This is a genomic window from Pirellulales bacterium (assembly GCA_036490175.1).
Taxonomy (GTDB): Bacteria; Planctomycetota; Planctomycetia; order Pirellulales; family JACPPG01; genus JACPPG01.
In genome coordinates, this window is record DASXEJ010000339.1 from 1 (window position 1) to 23,740 (window position 23,740).

Below are 23,740 nucleotides of genomic sequence, written 5' to 3' on the forward strand. Positions count from 1 at the left end.
TCGGGGCGACAGGATTTGAACCTGCGACCTCTTGACCCCCAGTCAAGCGCGCTAGCCAGGCTGCGCCACGCCCCGTGTGCGTGTTGAACACCGTAACGACGATCAGGTCGTCCGGCGTTCGAGAGCGTACGAGTATCCCACAATCGTCGCCGCTTGACAACGCCGTGCCGCCTATCGGCGTGAGTCTCGTCAAGAACGATTGAGAACAGCGGCGACGATCACCCGGCCTCGGGTACACGCAAATTCGGCTGCCAGACGGGTCGTCCGGCCCTGCGTCTACCCGCCGCCGCACCGCGCGCTCTGGGACTGCACGCGGGCGGCGGGTCGCACTCTCGCGGGATTGTTTCGATTAAAGAGTGCCTGGTCCTGCGGAAGACGTTTTGGCCTGGGATGAGTATCTTCCGCCGCGGTGGCAGAGACGTGCTTGCTAGCCGGCCTTGGCCCGCACGGCTGGAGTGGCATTTGCGGCTGGCTCGGCCGCTTCGGGCATCTTGATCGTCGCGCCGGGTGGCATGCGTCGCTCTTGCGTGATGCCGCGCTGCGAGCGGATGAAAAATTCGTAGAAGTGCCCGGCGATGCCCTCGCGGAAATCGTGGCCCAGGCGATCGAGGATCTCGCTCCATTTCAAGCCACTGCGATAGACCAACCGGTAGGCCATCTTCAACTCAGTAATTTCGGTGGTGGTGGCTCCGTTGCGTCGCAGTCCGATCGAGTTCAGGCCGACGACAAAGTTGCTGGCGCCATCGATGGTGACAAATGGCGGCACGTCTTTGACCACGCGCGCCTGCCCACCGACCATGGCCATGCGACCGATGCGGCAAAACTGATGCACGGCAACGCCGCCCGAGACGAAGGCACGATCTTCGACCAGCACATGTCCGGCCATCATGCAGTTGTTGGCGAAAATTACGTGATTGCCGACGTGGCAATCGTGTGCGATATGAGCGCTGACCATCAGCAGGTTGTTGTTGCCGACGATCGTTAGATGTCCTTCCTCCATAGCGCGATGAATCGTAACGTTCTCGCGCAACGTATTGCCGGACCCGACGATCAGGGAGCCCGGCCGCTCGGGCATGCGCACGTGTTGTGGCAGCCCTCCCAAGACGGCCCCTTCGAAGACATGGTTATTGTCGCCGAGCGTAGTATCGGCCTTGAGGACGACGCGGGCTTCGATAGTGCAGTTGTGGCCGATCGCGACGTTGGCTTCAACGATCGCAAAGGGGCCGATCGTTACATTGTGTCCAAGCTTGGCGGTGGGATGGACAATGGCAAGCGGGTGGATCTTCACCTGTGATGGCCTCGGCGGGAGAGATGGGTCGGCAGGCACTGGCGGGGCCGCGCTCTGGTCGATTGGCGGTGGGAGGGAAGTTCGCGATTGTTTCGCCCGTATGGGTAATTCCGTCCACGGTAAACTTATCGGTCCATCGTGGCGCGCGGTTCAATCGTGGCGCAGTCCGTCGGTCTAGATTCGCGCACTTACCAGCGCGCCCGATTTGACCGGCAGAACGTTGGCTCATGACAATATGAGGCCACCAAAATCGCGGTCGGGGCGGCCCCTCGTTGAGAGGCCGGGAAAACCACGCAAGCAATTCGGCCGCGCCGCTTGCCCCGTACACTTGCAAGGCCGGCTGCCAGCACGCGTTGCGGGCAAGTCGACTGGAAAAACCGCAGCGTCCGCGCCAAACACCGCCTGACCCGCAAAGTTTACCGAGCCTACCCCCGGTTCGATCTGCGGCCAGACTTGGTAAACTCGCCGTTGAAGATTCTGTCTCCGCAGCACATGTGCTGCGGGCATCCGGCCAGCGCGGTACAAGCCCAGTTGACTGAAGAAGATGGTGCCGTCGCTCATCTCCAATGCCCTGAACCTTTTCCACTGCCCCTTTTTGTTACACCTCGATCCACGACCCCACGGGCGTGAATGATAGCCCCTCTTTTTCCACGCGGAGCACTGAACAATGGCGACCCCCGAACAACTGTACGACGAAGCCGACAAGCTCAAGGATGCCGACAAGCTCGAAGAGGCTGCCGCAAAGCTGAACGAACTTCTGGAAACGACGCCGGACTACGCCTTGGCACACTCGGCACTGGCCGTGATTTACACTCGCCTGCGCAAGCATGACGAAGCTGTAAAGCACGCCCTACGCACAAGCGAGCTGGAACCGAACGATGCTTTCAGCTTTACCGCGCTGAGCGTAACGTTCCAGCGTGCCGGCAAGATTCCCGAGGCCGAAGATGCGATGGCCCGCGCCCGCATGATCCAGGGCCACCATCATCATTGACGGTTCGACCGGTCGACGGGGCGGCAAGTCATCATGCTACGTGCAATCCTTGGTCGTCGATCGTGTAGGGCACAATCTCGTCGGAGCACGCGCTGCCACGATGTTTGGCCACGTACAACGCGCGAGAGAGACGGTTGCCGTTGCGAATCTTGCCGAGGTAGATCACGGTATTTGCGTTGGCCAACATATCCCCTTCGTCCAATGGCCTTGCCGCCAACTCCTCGAGCATCACCTCGGCCGAGGTGTACAGTAACAGGCAGCTGATTTTCGAGGTGTCGTATGTTGCCGTGGCGACGCGGGCGGCATTCTCGCGAAAGTGCTCGCGAAACAAATCGCGGGCGACCCATTCTGGATCTTTGCGGACGATCTGGTGATAGACATATTCGAATAGATCAATCTGGATCGAATCGCTGGGTCGGCCAACCGGCTCGACGCCATCGATCACGGCGCGGCGCACTCCCCGCAAAAAGTTACCGTAAAAAAAGGCGATCGAGACGCCCAGTTTACGTGCCAGTTCGGATTGCCAATCCTGCCAGTCCTCGAAAGTCAAATCCGCGCGCGTCACTCGCCGACCATGATAGTCGAACACGCGCAGATAGTCTCCCTGCGAGCCCAGCGTGTCAAAGAAAGTGCCAAGATCCGGCGCGAGACTGGGATTCGCTACTGCCACTTTCCAGTCGAACATGCGCTGCGCGTAGTCGGCATGGCTCTGCGCGTCGCCGCGTGCGCACATATCGAAGAGGATGCCGCGCTGGCCCTCTTGACGATAGCCGGCGTTGGCAAATTGCACTCCACATTGCGTCTTGCCGATGCCGGTAGCGCCCGAGACAACTGTCAGGGTGCCTGGAATTAGGCCTCCGCCGAGCAGTTTATCGAGCCCCGGCACGCCTGTGGAAAGTCGCGCTTGTTCACCCATCTCGTTCGTCCTTCCCGCGTCGCGAAAAGATTGCTCCGACTAGTCCCTTTGCTTGACCGCTTTCACTTGGTTCAGGTTCGCCCCCGAAAAGACGTCGCTGGCGAGCGGCGAATTGCGCTCTCGACAGTCGGAGCGTTGGTCGTCGGCTACTACGGTTCCATCGAACGCGGACTTTGACTTTTGCAAACGCCTGCACAAGGCCTACTTGGTCGTGGGCCGTTTGTCCCTCAGCTCAATCGCGATCTGCAGATTTGTCTTGGCGGCCGTGAAGTTGGGATCCAGTTGGATCGTTGTCTGGAAGCATTCGACGGCCTTATCGAAGTGGCCAAGCTCTCCCTCGACCATGCCAAGCCGATGCCATGCATCTGCATATTTGGGGCGCCGGGCAACCACCCTTCGGAATTCTTCGGCCGCATTCGGATAGTCCTTTTGGTCGGCAAGCAGGGTTCCCAAGTCGAAATTGACATCCGTATAAATTGGAAGAATCGTCAAACACTGCCGCAATAACGCAATGGCCTCGAGAATGTGACCTTGCTTAACCCGTAGCAGGCCCAACCTACGATAGGCGTCGGGACAAAAGGGATTGAGCCGGATCGCCTCATGGAAACAGCGTTCGGCCTGGTTGTTATCACCTTCGGCGAAAAACGAATAGCCGATCCCCACATACGAATCCGCATCGCTCGTGTTGCCGGTCAGCGACTCTTGAAATTCCTTTCGCGCATCGGGGTAGCGCTCTTGAAACAAGAGCACAAAGGCCAAGCCGCGTCGTGCCGCCACGTAGTCCGGCTGGAGTGCTAGGGCCTCTTCAAAAATCTGCTTAAGCTCGTCCAGTTCGCCCGGCCCGAAGCCGTTTTGTTCGCCCAGCTTGCGGCGGATGTGGCCGTAGTTGGTGATCATCACTGGGTCGCTGGGTCGCAGCTCGTACGCTTTTTGCAGCAGCTCAAGCGCCTCGTCATGGCGGCCTTGCATTTCCACGTACACGCCCAAGTTCGAATAAGCCGTCCAGCCGTGAGGGTTCTTGGCAATCGTGTCGTGATAGAGCGATTCGACGTCTCGATAGACGAGTGTTTGACAAAACGCCATCGCCGACAGTGCCACCACAAGAAGGCCGGCGGCATAGGGGGCTGCCGCTCGCGCGCCAGGTTGTACTTTACGAACGGCCACCGTGGCGGCCGCGGCTCCTAGCGCGATCAGGGCCAGACTAGCATGATATTGAAAATGATCGGCTACGAACGAGTACCGAAAGGGATAGACATTGAAGAATCCTAGAGCCGGCACCAGCACTCCGGCGAAAATCAACGCCGCCGCCAGTGCCCCGCGCCCGATTCTCTGTCGCACCGCCCACAGGCCCAGCAACGTTACGACGGCCGCCAGCGGAAACAGATATTGCCACCACGCGTGCCCATCAACATCCCAACGTGGATAAAAAAAGGCGAGCGCATTGGGCCAAGCGAGCTTCGCGGCATAGAACCACAACGCACGACCCGCGATTAACAACCGCTGAAAGAAAGAGAAATCCCACTCCTTCCCTGCGGCGCCGACATTGTTTTTTTCCAACCATACCGTCAATAACCCCATGCCAATGCCCACCGCGAAGAAGGGGACGAGCGGCGGCAGGTCGGGCCAGGCAATCCTGCCCCGTTTCCACCAGTACATCACCAGCAACACGGCCGGCAGCGAGACCACCACGGTTTTGCTCAGCAGCGCCCCGAAGAACAGTACGAAGGCCGCGGCGTACCACCTCGTACGGTCGGAGGTACGCCGTGACTCTGGCTGCGCAACGTCGCTTGCCGGCGCGAAACGCAAGTAGCAGTGCAGCGAAACAAGCGCGAGCATCAAGCTCAGCACATTCTTACGCTCGGTGACCCAAGCTACGGATTCGACTTCCACAGGATGGACAGCAAAGATGGCCGCCGCCAAAAACGCGCCCGGCACACCCAATCGTACCAGCAACCGCCAAAACAAAATGGCGCTCGTAGCGTGCAACAGGACGTTCACCATGTGATAGCCAAGCGGATGCAGACCCCACAGGTGATATTCCAACCAGAAGCTGGAATGCACGAGCGGATAATACTGTTTCACCGCCGAGGTATCGAACCAGATGCGACTCAACCCCTGAGTCGTTCGCAAAGTCTGATTTTCCGTGACGTAACTTTCATCATCCCAGATAAAGGCGGCGCGCACGATCGGCGCATACGTGACCAGGGCCAGAAGTATCAACAGCCCGGACGCTGCCAGAATCCGCCGATTGGAATCGCGCCACGTGCCAGCCGGGCCTTTCGCCTGTGGTCGCGTCGTGCTGACCGTTGGCTGTTTCTTACGAGACGTCGGGCGAGACTTCATGGCAGGATCTATAAGGCCCTTGGGCTGCGGTGTGCTGCTGGCGGCTCGGCTGTAAAAGAAAGCGACGCAGCGGCACACACAGCCCGATTTCCGTCATTCGCCCCGGTGCCTGTAGCACGAAATTCGCAAGGGATAAACCGATTCCGGCTGCACCCCGACTGAGCGTATCGGCATTTCGACGCTCGCCGAATGCTCTCGCAATGACGAGGCTCCAATGTCGCCAACAATATTTCGAAGCGTGATCGACGCGGGCTCTATGGATAATTCCCCGACTCTTGAGACTAACCATTGCCTGTGCGTGGGACAAGCTGACCCGCCGGGCAGATCAGATAGTCAATCGACGATCGCGGGCAACGATTGGCCATAATCCGTCGGCGCTGTGTTCGCGCACAGTCACCGCCGCCTCATGCAGCGCCACGGTGGGACAAATATGAAACGGGACGCCGTATAGCACATCCCCTACATCGAAGTTGGCCGCATTCGAGGATTCCACCACCAGGTGCTCTTCGCTATGGACCACAGGCTGCGCATCGACCAAATCGAGCAGATGCACGCGCTTGTCGGGATTGTCGGGCGACACGGCCTTGTACCCCAAATCGAGGCACAGTCGATTGGCCGTCGGTCGACTGACGACACGCGTCACCACCAGGGCAGCAGGTATATAGTCCATGTCGGGATAGCGCGTTCCATAGGAATGGTCCCAAAAAACGGTCGTACCCGGACTGCACTCATAGGCGGCATTGAGCGCATGTATGGGGAATGTAGGCGACCCGCCGCCTACGATCCGCGGCACGTCCAGCCCTGCGGCCGTTAATTGTTGATGAAAGTCGGCGATTCCTTGGAAGGCCTGCGCCGTCTCGTTCGCGCGGTCCGACAGGGACGAGTTCCGAATGTGGCCGTCGTACGCGTGTAGTCCGCCGGGCGCCAAACCAGGAAGCGACGCGATCAACCGATATAAGGCTACAGCTGCGGGACCAGGCGAGATCCCTGTGCGATGCATGCCCACATCGAGATCCAGCAGCACTTCGACGGTGCGGGCGACATCACTTAACGCTGCCGACAGCGCGCGGACGGCAGCCTCGTCATCCGCCACGGCCGAGAACCGGGTGGCAGGGTAAGCCACGGCGAGCCTCGCCAAGCGCGCAGCATTGGGGCCCACCGGCTGATAGGCGAGCAGTACGTCGGGCGCCTCGCATTGCCCGAGCATTTCCGCTTCGGCGATCGTGGCGCACTTGAACTTGGTAATTCCCAATGCCAACTTGCGCCGGACGACAGCGGGCATTTTATGTGTTTTTACGTGCGGCCGCAGCCTATCGACTCCGCCGGCGCCGGCGATCATGCGCCTGAGGTTCTCGTCGACTCGCGCAGGATAGACCAGCAGGGCCGGTGTGCTGATCTCGGCAATATTATCAACGGCGTACCAGGCGCGCGACATCTGACGACTCTCCGACCCCAGGCTTCGGCCATTGGACTGGCGAAAAACGACAGCATAACGCCTAGAGCTCCACGCGACGACCGTCACTTTTACCAACAAGAGAGACTCATCTGGGCGCAGGGCATCGGCTGGAATCCTAGCCACCATGCACTGATATTCCTTCTTGGATCGCTAGCGTCCCGCAATCGGTCCGCGGGACGACATGCTTTGGCAGAGCCCGCATCTTGCCCGTTTCTCTGCAGGCATTTCGTGCTGGCACGGCGATCGCCCCGGCATCTGCCAAACACTCTCAAGACCGCACGCCCGAGGCTTCGATCATACCCCAGTAGGTGTCGGAGACGAACTGCCGTCGTCCTGGTGCTAGCTGGACGGCCGCTCGCACGGCAGCGATTTCGACGGCGGCAATACGACGACGTTCGGGACCATAAGAAAAGTTTCTCACACGTACGGCGATCCTCTTATGGCAATGCGGAAGCGTTTCTTCCAACTCTGCAGCGGACCACTCCAGGGACGCACGATCGGCCCTGACACGGCCGAGCACGCCAGCGCAGTGCCGGCCAACGTAAAGCTGCACACGCGGTTTGCGGTGCCGGCAACTCCTCCCTCATCAGGGACGCATGCCGAGCAGTCCAACCTCGTACACATCTACGAAGCCTTCGATACGGTCGACGAGATCTCGCTGGAAATCGTGCTGTGCAAGTATATCTCGACGCGTGAAAGGATCGACCCGACACAGAATTGATAGGTCGGCGACAGATTCAGAATCTTGAGGGATGGCGAGGGTCAGATGTGGACGGCAAGAAACCGCAACGAGCCAGTGCCATCTCTCCCCGAACATTACGACGGATAGTGTGATTTGATCAAAGCGCAAGGCGACGGTTGGCGGCCGTCGCTTTCGCGTAGTGCAATCGTTTCCGAAAACTCACTTCGTCCTAAATAGAGAAACGTCCGATGCCGCCAGCTGCTCTGGGAACCGCGATTTATCCAGGACAAGCCGCGATAGAGCTCATCGCCCATCAACCAGCGGCGGCTCCTGCGCAACATCCCTGGTCCGACACGAGGGTCGATTCGAAAGAGCTGGCACTCGCCTGCGGATTCTTATTGGGGCGGCACTTCTTCGGCCTCGAAGATTTGCACTACGGATACTGGCAGGCCGACGAGCCTGCTGACATGCTGCACCTCGGCACGGCGCAAGCCCGCTTCTCGGATTTTCTGCTTTCGCATATTCCGGCCAGGGCCAAGTCCGTTTTGGATGTCGGCTGCGGTTCCGGCAAGGTCGCCGAGCAATTGATCGGGCGCGGCCACCAGGTAGATTGCGTCTCGCCCGGCCCCTTTCTAACCGCGCTCGCGCGCAAGCGGCTAGCAGGTGCGGCCGACGTGTTCGAGTGCCGCTTCGAGGAATTCGAAACGACGCGTCGCTACGACATCGTACTTTTCTGCGAAAGCTTCCAGTACGTCTCTCTCAGCGAGTCTCTGCGCCGCGCCGCAGCCTTGCTGAACCCGGGCGGGCACATGGTGATCGCCGATTTCTTTCGCACCGACGCCAAAGGCTATAGCCCGTTGGCCGGAGGGCATTTCTTGCGCGCCTTCTACGAACAGGTCGCAGCGATGCCATTCACTTGCCAAAGCGACGTCGATATCACGCGCGAGGCGGCTCCGACGGTAAAGATCGTCAACGACATCGCGGTCGAAACCGTGCGTCCGATCTGCGAGATGGCGCGGCATTATCTGCGCACGAATCGTCCCTGGCTCTCACGGATCGTACACTGGCTGCTGCGTCATCGGTTGGCGAAGCTCGAAAAGAAGCAGTTCGCCGGCAAAAACACACCGGAAGCCTTTTGCCGCTTCAAGTCTTACCGTGTGATGGTGTACCAGCGGCAATAGGTCGCGCGTCGGGCTGTGCTCGCGCGGTCTACGATTCCCGCGGTATACTACGTGCCAAGCACCAATAGGCACCACGCGCGACTGATTTCGACCGCACGCTCTAGCCGGCAGCCAGCCAGGAAATCACGATGAGCGACAATCTCAAGGGCAAGCGCGTTTTGATGTTCGTGGACGACGTCTACGAAGACCTCGAGCTTTGGTATCCGCGGCTGCGTCTGACCGAGGCCGGGGTCGACGTTACCGTGGCCGGCCCGGCGGCCGACCGGGTCTACGCCGGCAAGCATGGATACCCCTGCCGGTCGAACGCCGCCTTGGCGGATGTGCAAACCGTGGATTTCCATGGCCTGGTCATTCCTGGGGGCTTCATGCCCGACAAACTCCGCCGCGACCTCAAGGTGCTATCGCTGGTGCATGAGTTTGCCGAGGCCAAAAAGCTGGTCGCCGCCATCTGCCACGGCGGCTGGATCGCGATCTCGGCCGGCGTCTATCGCGGCGTGCGGGTTACAGGATCGGCGGGGATTAAGGACGATCTGATTAACGCCGGCGCCCATTGGGAGGATGCCGCCGTGGTGGTCGACCGGCACTTCGTCTCCAGCCGTAAACCTGACGACCTGCCGGACTTCTGTCGCGCGATCCTGGGTCTGCTGTAGACCGACAGCGATGCCATTCTCAAAGGAAAGCGTCCCATCGCCGCAGCATTGCTCGGCTCGTTCGGGGTGGGAGGACCGGCGCCTCATCGTCGCGGCTGACCCCATACTCATTTCCGAGCGGTCCCGTCAGTGGTGCCGAGCAGCACGCGTGGCATGAATCAACAGTTTCTCCTGGCCACCGTGAGCTGCGCAACCTAACGCGTAGGGGCGTTGCAGAAGTGCGGTAAGACGGACTGCTTGCATTTGCCGCGTTCCTTAAGAAACCGTTTGCTACCTCACGATTTACGGCGATTTTTTTGCCGCAAAATGCTTGTCTCGTGCTGGGGGCATTGGTAAACTGATCGTTGCCATGTCCAGGGGTGCTTTCTGCGCCGTCATTCGGCAGGAATAACGAGAGGTAATCATATGATCCGTCGTCGGAAGCGTGGCTTTACGCTGGTCGAATTGTTAGTGGTCATCAGCATTATTGGCACTCTGGTGGCAATGTTGCTACCGGCCGTGCAAGCAGCACGCGAAGCCGCGCGCCGCAACACGTGTTCGAATAATCAGCACCAGTTGAGCATTGCCGTTGCGAGCTATGTGACGAGCAAGCAATTCTACCCGGGATATAGGGAGACGGTCATTACGAATGGTGGTGCGTTCCCTGTGAGCTGGGCGGTTGCACTGCTGCCGTTTATGGACAATCGCCCCGCATTCGATCTTTGGAAGCAGACTACGCAAACAACAATGCAACCACCCAGCAATGTATTCTCATTGCCGTTTTTTTTCAGTACTACGCCAGTCACTCTGGAGTTTATGGCTTGCCCCAGTGACATCGTAACGGATACGTCCACGACCCCAGCCCCCAATAGCTATGTCGTGAATACTGGACAGATGGATGTAAATCTGACCTACGGGGCGATGATGGCACCCAATAACTTCTCTCCGGACTCACCCGCAAACGGAGTTTTCCTGAGCCGGTGGGAATATCCGTTGTCGCCACAGAACTTCGGTTCCACAGGTGGCCAAAGTCAGGAGAACAAACTTCAAAAGACCGTGGACGGCAACTTCTTCGATGGCAAAACCAACACATTCTTGCTCTCTGAGAACGTGATGGCGAAGAACTGGTACGACACGGAAATATCAGTGACGGCGTCCAGCGGCAATTACAGCGTCGCCACGACCAATGGGTACAATACAGCGCCCTACAACCCGCAGAGCGCTACCGGAAACCACCTGACGGTGAATGCGCCGGCAACAACTTCGCCCGAACTCTACTCGGGTTTTGTTTGGTGGCCGCAACTTGCGGCTACGAACTCGTTGCAGAACATCAACGGATTGTTTAATGCGTCGGTGGAAATGGTGGCTGATCCATTGCTAGATTTTGCAACAGACATGAATTACTGCCGACCTTCAAGCAATCACCCGGGCGGGGTAAACATGACGTTTGCCGACGGTCGTACGCAGTACGTGAACGAGAACATTGACTACACGGTCTACGCCAGCCTGATGACACCTGAAGGCCGCAAGTGCAATCCCCCGGGTTTTCCGTTCGCACCGACGACGGCGCTGATCACCAATGCCAGCACTTACGGCTTGTCGTCTGCACAGGCTAGCGCCTATCAGACGTACCGCAATACGCAAAACGTCACGACCGCGGCGGGCCTGTAAGAGCTTCGGTATATTTCTGCAAGATTTGACGAACAAGTGGAGGCTTCACGGCCTCCACTTGCTTGCTACCGGGGGCGGCCATAAACGCGAGGGCAGTGCGCGGTGGGTAGTCATCTAAGTGCTGGCGGTGCGCGAGCCTATCTGAGGCTGCTCTCTACGACCGAGTGCAGTTTCGCCACGCGCTTAGATTCGCGTCGTCGGCAAGCAGCGCCGCTCGCGACCATTATTCTGCGCGGCCTTCTGGAAGGCTTCTTTTCCAGGTCATTTCACCTTCATCGAAGGTCAGTACAGAGACGGCACGCTAATACTGCCCGCCTTTATGGAAGAGCAGGTAGGAGCGGAACAGGGGTGTGGTTCCTTGCGGAGCAGGAAGTGTCACATGAGACGACCCCGGAGACCTGGCTTTACCCTCGTTGAACTTTTGGTTGTGATCAGCATTATTGGCACGTTGGTGGCCATGCTCCTGCCGGCGGTGCAGGCAGCACGCGAGGCCGCGCGGCGCAACACCTGCTCTAACAACCAGCATCAATTGAGCATTGCCGTCGCCAGCTACGTGACCAGCAAGCAGTTTTTTCCCGGCTATCGAGAAACGCTCATCACCAATAGCGGCCCTTTTCCCGTTAGCTGGGTCGTGACACTGCTGCCCTTTATGGACAATCGTCCCAGCTTCGATATTTGGAGGCAAACGACGCTGACAGTTCCTCCCACGTTCTTCACTGTCCCGGGCTATTTGACGAGCCCCACACTCGAGTTTCTCGTTTGTCCAAGCGACATCGCCACTGATTCTTCGACCGCGCCATGTCCCAATAGCTACGTAGTGAACACCGGACAGGCCGACGCAAGCACGACTGCCCTCCTGACAACAAACAACGTCTTCGCAGATTCACCGGCGAACGGTGTGTTTCTGAGTCGTTGGGACTATTTTTACTCACCGCAATTCTCCGCCAATGCGGGTCTCGGCATCGAAAACAAACTGCCGAAAACTGTAGAAGCGAACTTCTTTGACGGCAAGTCGAACACGTTCCTGCTCTCTGAGAATATCGATGCCAAGAATTGGTACGATGAACTGTCGGCTATTCCGCCCCCTCCACCATCACCGCCAAGGCCCTATCTCTATATTGTCGATCCGAATAACGGATTCCGCGCGGCGCCTTTCCCACCTCAGACCGTTCCCAGGGCGACTCAATTCGCTCCTGCAATGAACACGCCCGAAATCTACACAGGATTTGTCTGGTGGCCTCAGTTGGCTGCAACCAATTCGTTACAAAATATCAACGGACAAATCAATTCCAGCGTCGACTATCCGACCTCCGGGCTCGACTATGGAACGGATATGAACTACTGCCGGCCGGCAAGCAATCACCCGGGCGGCGTCAACATGACATTTGCCGACGGACGCACGCAGTACGTGAGCGAGAACATCGACTACACGATTTATGCTAGTCTGATGACACCGGAAGGCCGGAAATGTAACCCGCCGGGACTCCCCTTCACGACCACACAGAACCTGAGCAATGTGGGCCTTTCGGCCGCACAGATTCAGGCATATCAGTTTTACCGCAATCCGCAGTCGGCGATCACATCGGCGGGGCTTTAGGTCAAGTGATCGGTCGTACGTTCTTCGGATCGAGACGAATGAGAGATGGAGGCCCCACGGCCTCCATTTTCTTTGTACAATGTGGTCTCGTCTGTCGACGGACGGCAAATGATTGCTCCAAGTATGCGTTAGCTCAATGGAAGTAAGATTTGCGGTTGGCCGGAGGCTGACGTCGTTGAATGGTCGAGTAAGCAATTGCACCTTTCTACAAGGATGGGCTCGGAATGGATGCCGACAACGTCTGGCGCGACTTTTTCCACAAGTGGCCCAAGGATCTGCCGCACCGTGGCGTGTTGGTGACCAACTTTAACGAGCAGATCCCCTTTGATGGGTTCATGACCACCGAGACGATGCTACTTGTCGAGCGGCGCACGCCCGACACGATTGGTGCTCGCAAATTGATCATGCCTTACGGCAATGTAGTGGCCATCAAGCTCACCGATGTGGTCAAGGCCAAGGCATTTGCCGCCTCCGGGTTCGCGGGTGACCTGCCCAATCAGGGCTAGCTGCTCGGCACGCGACGGCAGCAGCCCCCCTGAATCTTCGGTGCTTCGTACCGCCGAGCCAGACTACCCGTGGCGCCCGGGAGCAGCCTCATTTTGAAGGTCTCTTGGGGGACCGGAAAATTGCATTGGTTGCTTGCAATGCGCAGCGTCCAGCGGCATGCTAACACCGTCTCATCGTCGCGATTCCGCGAGCCATACAGTCTGGAGCCCTCTGATCATGCGCCGCACATGCCTCTTCCTGTTCGCGATGTGGTCGTTGTTCGCGTTGTTCGCCGTTGCCCCGCGCGGTGTCTGGGCCGCCTCGGACACGATCGATGCCAAGTCGCTGGCTCAATCCGTCAACATCTATCGCGACGAGTGGGGCGTGCCGCACATCGACGCGCCCACCGACGAAGGGGTGGTGTTCGGTTTTGCCTTTACGCAATGCGAGGACTACTTCTGGCAGGTCGAGGACTCTTATCTGCAATGCCTCGGCCGATACGCCGAAGTGGTGGGCGACGCAGGCTTGGAGAGCGATCTGTTGAACAACTCGTTCGAGGTCGTCAGCCGTTCAAAGGTAGATTTCAACGAGATCGAACCGAAGCTGCAAAAAATCTGCGCCGCCTATGCAGCGGGGCTGAATTATTATCTGGCCACGCATCCCCAGGTGAAGCCACGCCTGCTTACGCATTTTGAACCGTGGAACGTGCTGGCCTTCGAGCGCTTTACGCTGTTGAACTTCATCTACGGCAAGGCGCACGTCGCCAAGGCGGCCACGCGCAAATTGCAGGACGAAGTGCGCGCCGCGACGGGCTCGAACGCCTGGGCCATTGGGCCCAGCAAGACCAAGTCGGGCACGACGATGCTGTTTGCCAATCCGCATCAGCCCTGGTTCGGCGCCGGTCAATTCTACGAAGGGCATCTGCACAGTGGCGAGGGTTGGAGCTTCTCGGGATCGACTTTCTTCGGTGGCCCGCTTCCCACCATCGGCCACAACGACGTGCTGGGTTGGTCGCACACGGTAAATAACCCGGACATCGCCGACGTCTATCGTGAGACATTCGACGATCCAAAAAATCCGCTGAAATATCGTTATGGCGACACATACAAGACGGCCGAACGGTGGCAGGTGCCAATCGCCGTGCGCACGGGGGACAAAGTCGAAACGCGCACCTGCACGTTCCGCAAGACGCATCACGGACCCATCATGGCCAAGGATGACGACACACATTTCCTGTCTGTGCGGATCGCCCACATCTTCGAGGGAAGCCGCCTGCGACAGGCTTTGGCAATGACGCGGGCCCGCAATTTCTCCGAGTGGCGGACGGCGATGGCCGGCTTGAACTTGCAGATGTTCAACACCGTGTACGCCGACCGCGATGGCAACATTTTCTACGTCTACAACGGCACCATTCCGCGCCGCGACCCGAGTTTCGACTGGTCGAAGCCCGTCGACGGCAGCAATCCGAAAACCGAATGGCAGGGCTTACACACCTTCGACGAGCTGCCGCAGATTCTGAATCCACCGTCGGGGTTCGTACAGAATTGCAATGCGACTCCGTTCGCCGCAACCGATGACGGTAACCCGTTTCAGACCGATTTTCCCGCCTACATGGTTGAGGAACAGAACGACGACAAACGCCGCTCGAAGGTGTCACGGATGCTGTTGCGCAAACTGCACGATGCCACGTTCGAAGACTGGCAGCGGCTGGGTTTCGATACGACGTTGTACTGGCCGCTGGTCGAGATTCCGCGCTACCGTCGCGAGCTGGAAATACTGAAGACCAACAATGCCGCGTTGGCAGCCAAGATCGAGCCGCTGCTCGCGCACCTGGCCGACTGGGACTGCCGGTCATCGACCAGCTCGACGCAAACCACACTGTGCGCTGCGTGGTATCAGGAAATGTACGGCACGGGCTACCCGGCCGAGGTGCTGAAGCCTGAGTTTCAGGAGAGCCAGGTCAAGCGTTTCGAGGCCCTGCTGGCTGCCGCGGGCAAGCTCAAGGCGCTGTTTGGTGACTGGAAGGTGCCCTGGGGCGACATTAGTCGCATGCAACGGCACCCAAATTTCGCTGATCCAGCCGTTATACCGTTTGACGACAAGCTGACGAGCCTGGCCTGCCCGGGGGCGCCGGGCCCGCTAGGCGTGGTATTCAACACCTATTACACGCCCATCACAGCGCAGCGCCGCAAGCAGTACGGCGTGGTCGGCCACTCGTTCGTCGGTGTGTATGAGTTCAGCAAGGACCAAAAGGTGAAGGCCAAAACGATTCTGCAATTCGGCGAAAGCGCCGATCCGCAATCGCCCCACTACTTCGACCAGGCGCAGCTTTACGTGCAGCAGAAGTTCAAGCCCGCCTGGTTCGACTGGGATGAAGTAGTCGCCCACTCGCAGGTGAAGTATCAACCTGGTGAGAAGCGGTAACGGCAGCACTGTCTGAAGACGAAGGGCAGAATGTCGAAGAATTACCAAGCGCGCTAGCGTAGAGGCCGGACGCCACTCGCCGTTGGCTTGAGCCAACGGAAGCTCGTCGTTGGTTCTTCATTCGACATTCACCACTCGCCGTGAGACATTCACCGTTGTCACTTTTTCTTGGCCTCGGGGAATTTTCCCAACATCGTGTAGATGTTCACTAGGGCCTGGTTCATCATCCGCTCGCCCGAGCCGATTTCGGCGGGGGATACAGGAGGGTCGGCGCCGTAGCCACCCTCGCTGACGGCCTCGATCGTGGGGAAGTACATGTTGTGGCCGTTGCAGTAGCCGAAGAACAACGTGTGCGGCAGATACGATCGTTCCTTCAAACGGTTGGAATGGTTCGAGAAGAATTCGCCCGACCCACCCACAAGCGCGATGTCGCCGTTGAGTAGCACAGTATCCAACTCGGGCGTGATTCCGTTCTTCGATTCCTCAACGAAGTTAGCCACCAACTCGGGGAAGAATGCCGAGCCGTAGCCGGCAATGATCAAGGGGTTGGAAAAGTCGACCCGCGACGCAAATGTAAAATGGTCGACCTTACCGCGGATGCCCGGGCTTTCGGGCTTCTTGGTCTCGATCGAGCGGGCAAGCTCCAATACCTGATCCGCCAGGGCATTGCCCATGTGGACGTAGTTGACGACTTTTTCGCCGCTGTCCGAGGTAGGTTCGGGGGGCGGATTGGCGCTCATGTCACCCGCTGCGCCCTGCATGAATACGCAGTGTGTGCCGAGTTCTGCTTCGACCTTCTTTTTCATCGCACCCGGATAGTCGGCCGAAAACTTCAACACGATGGCGTTGATCATGGTGGGATGCGCAGCGAAGTTCACCAACACCGCGATCGGTTTGCCAGACTCGTCGTCGAAGCGCATCACCGCCAGCATCGGCTCGGTCGCCGGCGGCTGTCGCTTGGTGTGCCGATTGCGGTTGTAGGTAGTGTTCCTTGTCGCAATACCCATCTTGGCGGGCTTGGCGGTGCGATCCGCCTCGAGGATGGCGTCGATCAACATGTCAGGCAGCTGCTTGGCATAGGCCACGGCCGCGTCGAATTTGCCCTTACCTAATCCGTCGCGGTCCACAAGCTCGATCACCGGCCCATGGTGCGAATGACTGCCGCTGATCATGACATGGTCGATACCGGCCTTCTCCTTCAGTTCCTTGCGAATCTTCTGCATCATGGCCTGCGTCGGGCCGCGGCCTAGGTCCGTGCCGACAATGGCCAACTTCTGATCGCCCGCGTGGATGACGATGGCCTTGGCCATGAGCGGGTCGAGCGAACCCTGCGACAAGGCAGCATGGCGGGCACCGTAGCCCCACATAGGCACGGGCGCCTGCGGCGTAAGGTCGCGGTTGGCGACGCCGACAGCGAACCGTGTCTTCGAATCCGCGGCATCATCAGCGGTTGCGACGGCCGCGAACAGGCCGAGCATACAACAAGCCGCCAACAGAAATGCGCGACGCGGAAAATGGGATCGCCGGGCAAGAAATCGAAGCGACATGCGAAGTTCCTCTAGGCAGGGCGTAGGGCTGGAGCGAAGCGGGCAGAACTCAAGCTGCAATACCCCGCGGCGCCGGCACGGGTTTCAGAGGGCCCGCGCCGCTGGCCTGGGGATGCTGTCGACTATAGCTGGCCGGATCGCCGGTTGCCACCGGGAGCGCCGCTGCCGAGACGCATGAAAAGGGCTAGAATCACGCTATGAACAAACCACTCGTTCGCTCCAGCGATGCCAAGATCGCCGGGGTTTGTGGCGGCGTCGCCGCCTGGCTCGATTTCGACCCCACAGTGGTTCGTATCGTATGGCTGCTGGCGACGTTCTTTACACTGGGATTCCCCGGTATTTTCCTCTACCTGCTGTTATGGCTCATGATGCCTGGCCCTGACGACGGGGCGGTTTCGTCAGGCGAACTGGCCCGATCAAGACGCCACAGCATGATCGCCGGCGTCTGCGGCGGCATTGCCGACTGGCTGGGCTGGGACCCCACGCAGGTGAGAGTTCTATACGTGGTGGGGTCGATCTGCTCGGTGGCATTCCCGGGCACGGTGGTTTACATCGTCTTATGGATGGTGATGCCGCGAGCACCATAGGGTGTGCATCGCACACCTGCGGCGATCCGTTGAGAACGCCTGTCGCCCTCGACCGACTATTCTCATTCGATCAACCAAGCCGCGTTAGGCGCTCTCGGCCTTGAATCGGCGCACCGTGGGACGTTTGGTTACCGGTGGGTCCGTATCCACGGCGTCATCCTCTTCACTGACGCGTTCGTCGTCGGCCCCGCCGCGGTCATCATCCTCATCGTCATCCGGTTCGTCGACGCTGTCGGCTTCAGTGTCATCGTCGTCCGATTCTTCCCTGTCCTCGTCTTCTTCGGTGACAAAGGGCGCGGTCTTGCGAGGTGCCGGCAGCAACGCTTGCGGCTCTTCATCGTCCGACGGGTCGGGCAGAATCTTGTTACGCCGCGACTTGGGCGGCTCGGGCACAGCCGAGGCGCCACTGCTCATGGTCTGAAATTGCTCCAGAGTGACCAACACTTCGCGGGCTTGCGAGCCATTGTAGGTGCCGACGATGCCATCCTCGGCCATGAAGTCGATCAGTCGGGCCGCGCGGCCGTAGCCGATACCTAACGATCGTTGCAATAGAGACACACTGCCGCGTCCCTCGCGAATCACAATATCCACGGCCGCTTCGTACATGTCATCGCGACTGCGCGGCGCGCCGGTGCTTTCTTCCTCCGTGGGCGAGGCCGGCTTCAGTTGCACCAGTTCCTTGACGAATTCGGGCTCATTGGTGCCGACGAAATCTACTATCTGGTTGATCTCGTCGTCCCCCACGTAGGTTCCCTGGCCACGGATCAGGGTGCTGGTACCCGGCCAGAGGAAGAGCAAGTCACCGTTGCCCAACAGCTTATCGGCGCCCATCTCGTCGAGCACAACGCGGCTGTCCGTGCGGCTGGCGACCTGGAAGGCGATGCGTGCCGGCAAGTTCGATTTGATCAGGCCGGTGATCACGTCCACGGTCGGTTTTTGCGTGGCCAAGACGAGGTGAATACCGACAGCACGGCTCTTTTGCGCAAGGCGGATGATGTGCGTTTCGACCTCTTTGGCCGCCGTCATCATCAGGTCGGCCATCTCGTCGGCCACGATCACGATGTAGGGCAAGTGCGTGGGAATCTGCTGGCGCTCTTCGTCATTTTCCGGCTGCAGACGCTCCATTAACTCTTCTTCGCCTAGCTGATTGTAGCCCGAAATGTGGCGTACTCCGGCGCGAGCTAATAGCGCGTACCGCTCTTCCATTTTATCCACGGCCCAGGCCAGGATCGCCTCGGCCTTGCGCATGTCGGTGACCACGGGGTGCATCAGGTGCGGCAGCGTTTTATAGGAGCTGAGCTCGACCATTTTTGGATCGATCAACAGCATCCGCACCTCGTCGGGCCGGCGCGACATGAGCATCGATACGATAATCGTATTCAAGCACACGCTTTTGCCGGTGCCGGTACGCCCGGCGATCAGCAGATGCGGCAGTGTCGTCAGGTCGACGACCATCGGGTTGCCAGCGACATCCTTGCCGAGATAGATCGGGATGCGCATCTTGGCAGCCTTGCCGTTGGCCTCTTCGATCACCTCGCGCAGCCGCACAACCTGGCGCTCGGCATTGGGGACCTCGATGCCGACAGTGTTCTTGCCAGGGATGGGGGCCACAATACGCACGCTGGGCACGCGCAGGGCGATCGCCAGATCATCGGCCAGTCCCGTAATCTTGCTCAGCCGCAGGCCGGGCTCCAGTTCGACCTCGAACTGGGCAATAACAGGCCCGGTTTCGATCTCGACCACTTTGACGTTAAAGCCGAAATTCAGGAAGGTCTTCTCAAGAATTTTGGCCTTGCGACGTACGTCCTTCTCGTGCTCTTCGAAGTGGATCGGCTCGCCTTCGACTAACATCTCAATCGAAGGGAGTTCGTAGGGGCGGGTGTCTTCGGTCCTGGCCGCTGCGTCCAGAGCCTCCATCACCTCTTGACGTTCGCCACGCTTCGGCGGCTTTATGCGCAAGGTGGAATTCTCGTCGGTTTCGGCAACCTCGTCCGGCGACGTTGTATCTTCGACCGGCTCGTCGGAGATCTCTTCGCTGGTTTCCGAATCTACGTGACTCTCTGCAATCTTTGCTTCAGCAGCAGCTTTATCGATCGTCTTACCGCGAATGCGGACGGCCAGATCGCGAACCTCGGCATCTTCCAAGTCGGTCTTAGCAAGCTTCGGCCGCTCGGCGGTTGCCAACGCCCGATGCGCTCTAACTACTCCCCGACCGAGCGTGCGGGCTGGCACGCCAATGACCACTGCCGTTGCCCGCAGCAATAAGTAGTCGCTACACAGCAACAGTCCGCATAAAAGCACACTGGTAGCTACCAAATACGCACCAGCAGTGGCCAGGTGCGATTGCAGCACAGTTCGCCCGACGGCGCCTAGATATCCGCCTGAGCCCACCACGGGGCCAGGCGAGAGCCACGGTACCGCCATCGCAAGCAGACAAGTCAAGCCGATCAGCGACACCCCCCACCCCACCGCGCGTATCCAGTTGATATCGCCGGAACGTCGCGAGATCAGCAGGAATGCGGTCGCGCCCAGCGACACGGCCAGGTAGTAGGCACCTAGCCCCAAAGACTCGAGAAGCACGACAGCCACCAGCGCACCGACCGGCCCACAGACGTTGGTCGTATGGGTCTGCGGCGGATATGTCAGGCGGCTAGGCGGATCGGCAGGATCATAGGTCGCCAGCGCTAGCGCCATGAACGCGGCGAGCGCTACTAGACCGAGCGCGACGACGTCGCGCGTGAGATTGCGATTTTCAGGCATGTGCGACCGCTGTCTCGGGGTGAGACCGGCGCGCTGCCCGATGGCAGCGCCACGAAGGGCGCGTCCATGCCCGTCAATATATTTCCTTCGCCGCGCGCCGCATGGTTGTAGGCCAAGGCAGCCCGCGGTAACATCCTTTAAGCTCGGCAGAGGAAGCCGTGTGTCGTTACTGGCGTTTGTCGTGTCCGTGCGGATTGCCTGATGCGTATCGGGTGAAGAATCACTGAGACAGGCAAAATCGGTGGGACACTCTCTCGATAGCTTCCCGCAAGGAAGTTTAGCACTCCCTAAGTGGACGAATGGCGCCCTCGCGGCGAGAAAACTGCGGAGTTGAATCCGCGAGACTGCTTATGACGCCTGTAGCGGATGTGCCGACGACTGAGGTCCATGCTCGTGCCGACATGAGAATCCGCTTCCTTCGGCGTCCGTCCCGCGGGTAAGCCCAGGGTCGGACTACCTTCGTCGGCGCGGCATTTCGCACGACGTTGGTTCGGTGGTGTACCTGGCACACCCCGCATGCGAACCAAAAGTAGAGGCTATCCGCTCCCGGACAAATTCAAGCGTGCTCCAAACAAACCTTGGCCGCGGGGAACGAGAATCGCCACTAGTTTACCGGTCGGCGAGACGGCCGCCCACTCGCCGTCCGTTTGCGGCGCCACGTCAGGTAGCGCAACAAATCGCCCTTGTGCCACCTGGACGGCCTGATCTTCTGTCAAATCCACGAGGGGCAAGTTGCGTATCGCCTCCAATGGTGGACGCAGAAACTGCACCAGCGACTCGCACTGCAGTCCATTACATGGGCATGACTCGGTCAGATGGAACTCACCGATTTCTGTGCGGACTAGCGCCGACATCACGGCGGCCGTGCCAACCGCTTCCGCCAAGTCGCGCCCCAGAGAACGCACATACGTGCCTGAGCCGCAGCGAATATCTAACGTCAATTCTGGATAAACGTATTCGATTACCTCGATCGCATGAATCGTGATGGGGCGTGGTGCGAGCGCCACTCCTTGACCAGCCCGTGCCAGAGCATACGAGCGTCGGCCGGCAACTTTCAGCGCCGAGAAAATCGGCGGCCGCTGCATGATCTCGCCGGTGAAGCGGACCGCGGCAGCGCGAATTTCGTTGATGGACGGGCGAGGCGCGTCGGCCAGCATCGTCACATCCCCTTCAACATCTTCTGTAGGGCTACTGCGTCCTAGCAAGAATGTTGCTCGATAGCGTTTCGCCTGTCGCTGCACGTATTCGATCAGTCGCGTGGCTGAGCCAACACAAACCACGAGCACGCCTGTCGCTAACGGATCGAGCGTTCCGGCATGGCCTGTACGCGCCGGCCGCACAAGGCGTTTCACCACGTCGACGACGTCCCGCGACGTCATCCCCGACGGCTTGTGTATGTTGAGAACGCCGGATAGAGGTCGATCAGTCATGGGGAATCGTCGCGCGAATCTCAGAATTAAGTGTTCCAGAAGCGGATTGGCACCGGCAATTCCGTGCGTGGCGTGGCACAAGGCGCAGGCCGGAAATTGGCAGGAACGGCGCCGATTGTCTATGCTCGCATGTTAGCCGCGCCCGCAGGCTGTCGACTCGCTACGAGATAATCGCTTGCGGACTACCATTGTTCCCGGTTGCCATCGAGAAGACCAGTAGGTGCATGATGCGAAGCTTTTCACTGAGGATTGCTTTTGTCCAGGCCGCCGTGATTGCTCTCTTCGCTCGCCCCAGCTACGGGCAGCTCGAAGGGGTGCTCGGTGCCGCCAATCGCCCGGCCATCAAGATCACTGCAGATATCTATCAGGCATCGGGGTTCGGCAACACGTTCATGGTGATAACCGACGCTGGTAACGTCATTATTGACACCTCGCTGCAAAACATGGCCCAGCAGCACCACAAGGTACTGCGCGAAGTGAGCCAGGCGCCAACTCGCTACATTGTCTTCACACACGCGCACGAAGATCATACGGGTGGCGCGGGACTATGGAAGGAAGCTGACACACAGGTTGTAGCCCAAAAGATGTTCACCGACATGCGGCAGTATCAGAACCGCCTTGCCGGGTTCTTCGCGCGCCGCAATGCAGCGCAGTTTGGTTTTGACGAAGAACGATTACTGGAGGCAATTCAAACGCGTACACCTCCCGTCGAGCCGACGATTCTGTTCGACGACCATTACGAGTTTGAATTGGGACGTACCAAGTTCAAACTGCTGCACACACCCGGTGAGACCTACGAGAATCTCGCCGTCTGGCTTCCCCAGTCGAAGGCCGTTTTCGTCGGGGACAATTTCTATGCGTCATTCCCGAATATGTATACATTGCGCGGCACACGGCCGCGGTGGGCACTCGACTACGTCGACTCTCTAAACAAAGTATTGGCTCTGCATCCCGAAATTCTGCTACCCAGCCATGGCGACGCTCTGGAAGGGGGCGAAAGAATCACGGCCGCCCTGACACGTTACCGGGACGCCATCCAGTACGTGCATGACGAGACGGTCAAGGGGATGAATGCCGGCAAGGACGTGTACACGATCATGCAACAGGTCAAGCTGCCTGCCAACTTGGACGTCGGCGACGCCTATGGCAAGGTTTCGTGGAGCGTGCGCGGGATCTACGAAGGATACGTTGGCTGGTTCGACGGCGATCCGGCCAACATGTATAGCGAATCGCCACAGGAGGCCGACCTCGAATTGGTGCGCATGGCCGGAGGCGCCGCGCTGGTCGCCAAGCGGGCCGGCGAATTGATCGATGCGGGACAGCATGTCAAAGGGCTCCGGCTGGCGGGCCTCGCACTGGCCGCCGAACCGGGCAACGAAGTTGCAACCAGGGCCCGGGCCACCGCCCTCAAGGCCCTACTGGCCAAAAGCCGCAACTCCAACGAACGGGGATGGCTCGGGTATGGCTTAAAGCAGCTGGAAAAATCGCCGGACGGCTCGGCGGGGGCGCGGTAAACGCATCGTGCGTTTCATTTTCCAGCCGACGACCGGAATCGATATCCGACGGCCGCTAAGTTAGACTGATTGGCGCCCGGTTGATGGCAGATCGCACCCCGGATTGTATGCTGCTGAAGCTGATGACGTATCGCAGTTTTTTCTCCGCCCTTGCCCTGGCGATGCTGTTAGTCGCACGACGAGCGCCATGTTGCGCAGCGGACGAAGCGGTCGTCGAGCTAACGGCCGCGGCGCGGCA

General features: G+C 59.2%; 18 protein-coding genes and 1 tRNA gene. 10 read left to right on the top strand and 9 right to left on the bottom strand.

Annotated features, from left to right (window positions below):
- A tRNA-Pro gene (locus tag VGG64_25500) sits at positions 1-75 on the bottom strand.
- A 352-nt stretch (positions 76-427) separates the two neighbouring features.
- Positions 428-1,288 (bottom strand): acyl-ACP--UDP-N-acetylglucosamine O-acyltransferase, encoded by an 861-nt coding sequence (lpxA, locus tag VGG64_25505; protein HEY1602986.1) that lies wholly within the window; start codon positions 1,286-1,288, stop codon positions 428-430.
- Between the two features lie 667 nt (positions 1,289-1,955).
- Here lpxA and VGG64_25510 point away from each other — a divergent pair.
- On the top strand, positions 1,956-2,279 hold the full coding sequence (locus tag VGG64_25510) for a scaffolding protein (GenBank protein ID HEY1602987.1): 324 nt from the start codon (positions 1,956-1,958) through the stop codon (positions 2,277-2,279).
- Positions 2,280-2,310: 31 nt separating this feature from the next.
- Here VGG64_25510 and VGG64_25515 read toward each other — a convergent pair whose 3' ends face one another.
- The 4 genes from VGG64_25515 to VGG64_25530 all read right to left on the bottom strand — a co-directional run bounded on the left by VGG64_25515 (position 2,311) and on the right by VGG64_25530 (position 7,415).
- Positions 2,311-3,195, bottom strand: a complete 885-nt coding sequence (locus VGG64_25515) for an ATPase domain-containing protein (GenBank protein HEY1602988.1) — start codon at positions 3,193-3,195, stop codon at positions 2,311-2,313.
- 201 nt (positions 3,196-3,396) lie between these two features.
- A complete protein-coding gene (locus VGG64_25520) occupies positions 3,397-5,538 on the bottom strand; it encodes a tetratricopeptide repeat protein (protein HEY1602989.1) in 2,142 nt (713 codons plus the stop codon).
- 325 nt (positions 5,539-5,863) lie between these two features.
- On the bottom strand, positions 5,864-6,973 hold the full coding sequence (locus VGG64_25525) for a D-TA family PLP-dependent enzyme (protein ID HEY1602990.1): 1,110 nt from the start codon (positions 6,971-6,973) through the stop codon (positions 5,864-5,866).
- A 289-nt stretch (positions 6,974-7,262) separates the two neighbouring features.
- On the bottom strand, positions 7,263-7,415 hold the full coding sequence (locus VGG64_25530) for a hypothetical protein (protein ID HEY1602991.1): 153 nt from the start codon (positions 7,413-7,415) through the stop codon (positions 7,263-7,265).
- Between the two features lie 18 nt (positions 7,416-7,433).
- On the opposite strand from VGG64_25530, the gene VGG64_25535 reads away from it, so the two are divergent.
- The 7 genes from VGG64_25535 to VGG64_25565 all read left to right on the top strand — a co-directional run bounded on the left by VGG64_25535 (position 7,434) and on the right by VGG64_25565 (position 15,664).
- On the top strand, positions 7,434-7,715 hold the full coding sequence (locus tag VGG64_25535; GenBank protein HEY1602992.1) for a hypothetical protein: 282 nt from the start codon (positions 7,434-7,436) through the stop codon (positions 7,713-7,715).
- Between the two features lie 209 nt (positions 7,716-7,924).
- Positions 7,925-8,857, top strand: coding sequence for a methyltransferase domain-containing protein (locus VGG64_25540; protein HEY1602993.1), 933 nt, complete (start codon positions 7,925-7,927; stop codon positions 8,855-8,857).
- A gap of 128 nt (positions 8,858-8,985) precedes the next feature.
- Positions 8,986-9,507: a type 1 glutamine amidotransferase domain-containing protein gene (locus tag VGG64_25545; protein HEY1602994.1), complete on the top strand. Its 522-nt coding sequence runs from the start codon at positions 8,986-8,988 to the stop codon at positions 9,505-9,507.
- 405 nt (positions 9,508-9,912) lie between these two features.
- Positions 9,913-11,157 carry a DUF1559 domain-containing protein gene (locus VGG64_25550; protein HEY1602995.1) on the top strand — a complete coding sequence of 415 codons (1,245 nt, stop codon included), beginning with the start codon at positions 9,913-9,915 and terminating at the stop codon, positions 11,155-11,157.
- A 319-nt stretch (positions 11,158-11,476) separates the two neighbouring features.
- Entirely contained in the window at positions 11,477-12,754 is a 1,278-nt protein-coding gene (locus VGG64_25555; protein HEY1602996.1) for a DUF1559 domain-containing protein, read from the top strand.
- Positions 12,755-12,978: 224 nt separating this feature from the next.
- Entirely contained in the window at positions 12,979-13,260 is a 282-nt protein-coding gene (locus VGG64_25560; GenBank protein HEY1602997.1) for a hypothetical protein, read from the top strand.
- Positions 13,261-13,477: 217 nt separating this feature from the next.
- The gene (locus VGG64_25565; GenBank protein ID HEY1602998.1) at positions 13,478-15,664 is read left to right on the top strand and encodes a penicillin acylase family protein; all 2,187 of its coding nucleotides are present in this window, start codon (positions 13,478-13,480) and stop codon (positions 15,662-15,664) included.
- Between the two features lie 158 nt (positions 15,665-15,822).
- Here the strand turns inward: VGG64_25565 and VGG64_25570 are convergent, their stop codons facing one another.
- Positions 15,823-17,211 (bottom strand): neutral/alkaline non-lysosomal ceramidase N-terminal domain-containing protein, encoded by a 1,389-nt coding sequence (locus tag VGG64_25570; GenBank protein HEY1602999.1) that lies wholly within the window; start codon positions 17,209-17,211, stop codon positions 15,823-15,825.
- Between the two features lie 197 nt (positions 17,212-17,408).
- On the opposite strand from VGG64_25570, the gene VGG64_25575 reads away from it, so the two are divergent.
- Positions 17,409-17,798: a PspC domain-containing protein gene (locus tag VGG64_25575; protein HEY1603000.1), complete on the top strand. Its 390-nt coding sequence runs from the start codon at positions 17,409-17,411 to the stop codon at positions 17,796-17,798.
- Positions 17,799-17,882: 84 nt separating this feature from the next.
- Here the strand turns inward: VGG64_25575 and VGG64_25580 are convergent, their stop codons facing one another.
- Both VGG64_25580 and truB read right to left on the bottom strand, forming a co-directional pair.
- Positions 17,883-20,558: a DNA translocase FtsK 4TM domain-containing protein gene (locus tag VGG64_25580; GenBank protein HEY1603001.1), complete on the bottom strand. Its 2,676-nt coding sequence runs from the start codon at positions 20,556-20,558 to the stop codon at positions 17,883-17,885.
- A 536-nt stretch (positions 20,559-21,094) separates the two neighbouring features.
- Positions 21,095-21,988, bottom strand: a complete 894-nt coding sequence (gene truB / locus VGG64_25585; protein HEY1603002.1) for a tRNA pseudouridine(55) synthase TruB — start codon at positions 21,986-21,988, stop codon at positions 21,095-21,097.
- A 227-nt stretch (positions 21,989-22,215) separates the two neighbouring features.
- On the opposite strand from truB, the gene VGG64_25590 reads away from it, so the two are divergent.
- The gene (locus VGG64_25590) at positions 22,216-23,502 is read left to right on the top strand and encodes an alkyl sulfatase dimerization domain-containing protein (protein HEY1603003.1); all 1,287 of its coding nucleotides are present in this window, start codon (positions 22,216-22,218) and stop codon (positions 23,500-23,502) included.
- The last annotated feature ends 238 nt before the right edge of the window (positions 23,503-23,740 follow it).

Bases quoted from the DNA above. Each gene is read 5' to 3' on its own strand.
- VGG64_25510 (HEY1602987.1), top strand. From the start codon at position 1,956: ATGGCGACCCCCGAACAACTGTACGACGAAGCCGACAAGCTCAAGGAT.
- VGG64_25515 (HEY1602988.1), bottom strand. From the start codon at position 3,195: ATGGGTGAACAAGCGCGACTTTCCACAGGCGTGCCGGGGCTCGATAAA.
- VGG64_25520 (HEY1602989.1), bottom strand. From the start codon at position 5,538: ATGAAGTCTCGCCCGACGTCTCGTAAGAAACAGCCAACGGTCAGCACG.
- VGG64_25525 (HEY1602990.1), bottom strand. From the start codon at position 6,973: ATGTCGCGCGCCTGGTACGCCGTTGATAATATTGCCGAGATCAGCACA.
- VGG64_25535 (HEY1602992.1), top strand. From the start codon at position 7,434: ATGGCAATGCGGAAGCGTTTCTTCCAACTCTGCAGCGGACCACTCCAG.
- VGG64_25540 (HEY1602993.1), top strand. From the start codon at position 7,925: ATGCCGCCAGCTGCTCTGGGAACCGCGATTTATCCAGGACAAGCCGCG.
- VGG64_25545 (HEY1602994.1), top strand. From the start codon at position 8,986: ATGAGCGACAATCTCAAGGGCAAGCGCGTTTTGATGTTCGTGGACGAC.
- VGG64_25550 (HEY1602995.1), top strand. From the start codon at position 9,913: ATGATCCGTCGTCGGAAGCGTGGCTTTACGCTGGTCGAATTGTTAGTG.
- VGG64_25555 (HEY1602996.1), top strand. From the start codon at position 11,477: ATGGAAGAGCAGGTAGGAGCGGAACAGGGGTGTGGTTCCTTGCGGAGC.
- VGG64_25560 (HEY1602997.1), top strand. From the start codon at position 12,979: ATGGATGCCGACAACGTCTGGCGCGACTTTTTCCACAAGTGGCCCAAG.
- VGG64_25565 (HEY1602998.1), top strand. From the start codon at position 13,478: ATGCGCCGCACATGCCTCTTCCTGTTCGCGATGTGGTCGTTGTTCGCG.
- VGG64_25570 (HEY1602999.1), bottom strand. From the start codon at position 17,211: ATGTCGCTTCGATTTCTTGCCCGGCGATCCCATTTTCCGCGTCGCGCA.
- VGG64_25575 (HEY1603000.1), top strand. From the start codon at position 17,409: ATGAACAAACCACTCGTTCGCTCCAGCGATGCCAAGATCGCCGGGGTT.
- VGG64_25580 (HEY1603001.1), bottom strand. From the start codon at position 20,558: ATGCCTGAAAATCGCAATCTCACGCGCGACGTCGTCGCGCTCGGTCTA.
- truB (HEY1603002.1), bottom strand. From the start codon at position 21,988: ATGACTGATCGACCTCTATCCGGCGTTCTCAACATACACAAGCCGTCG.
- VGG64_25590 (HEY1603003.1), top strand. From the start codon at position 22,216: ATGCGAAGCTTTTCACTGAGGATTGCTTTTGTCCAGGCCGCCGTGATT.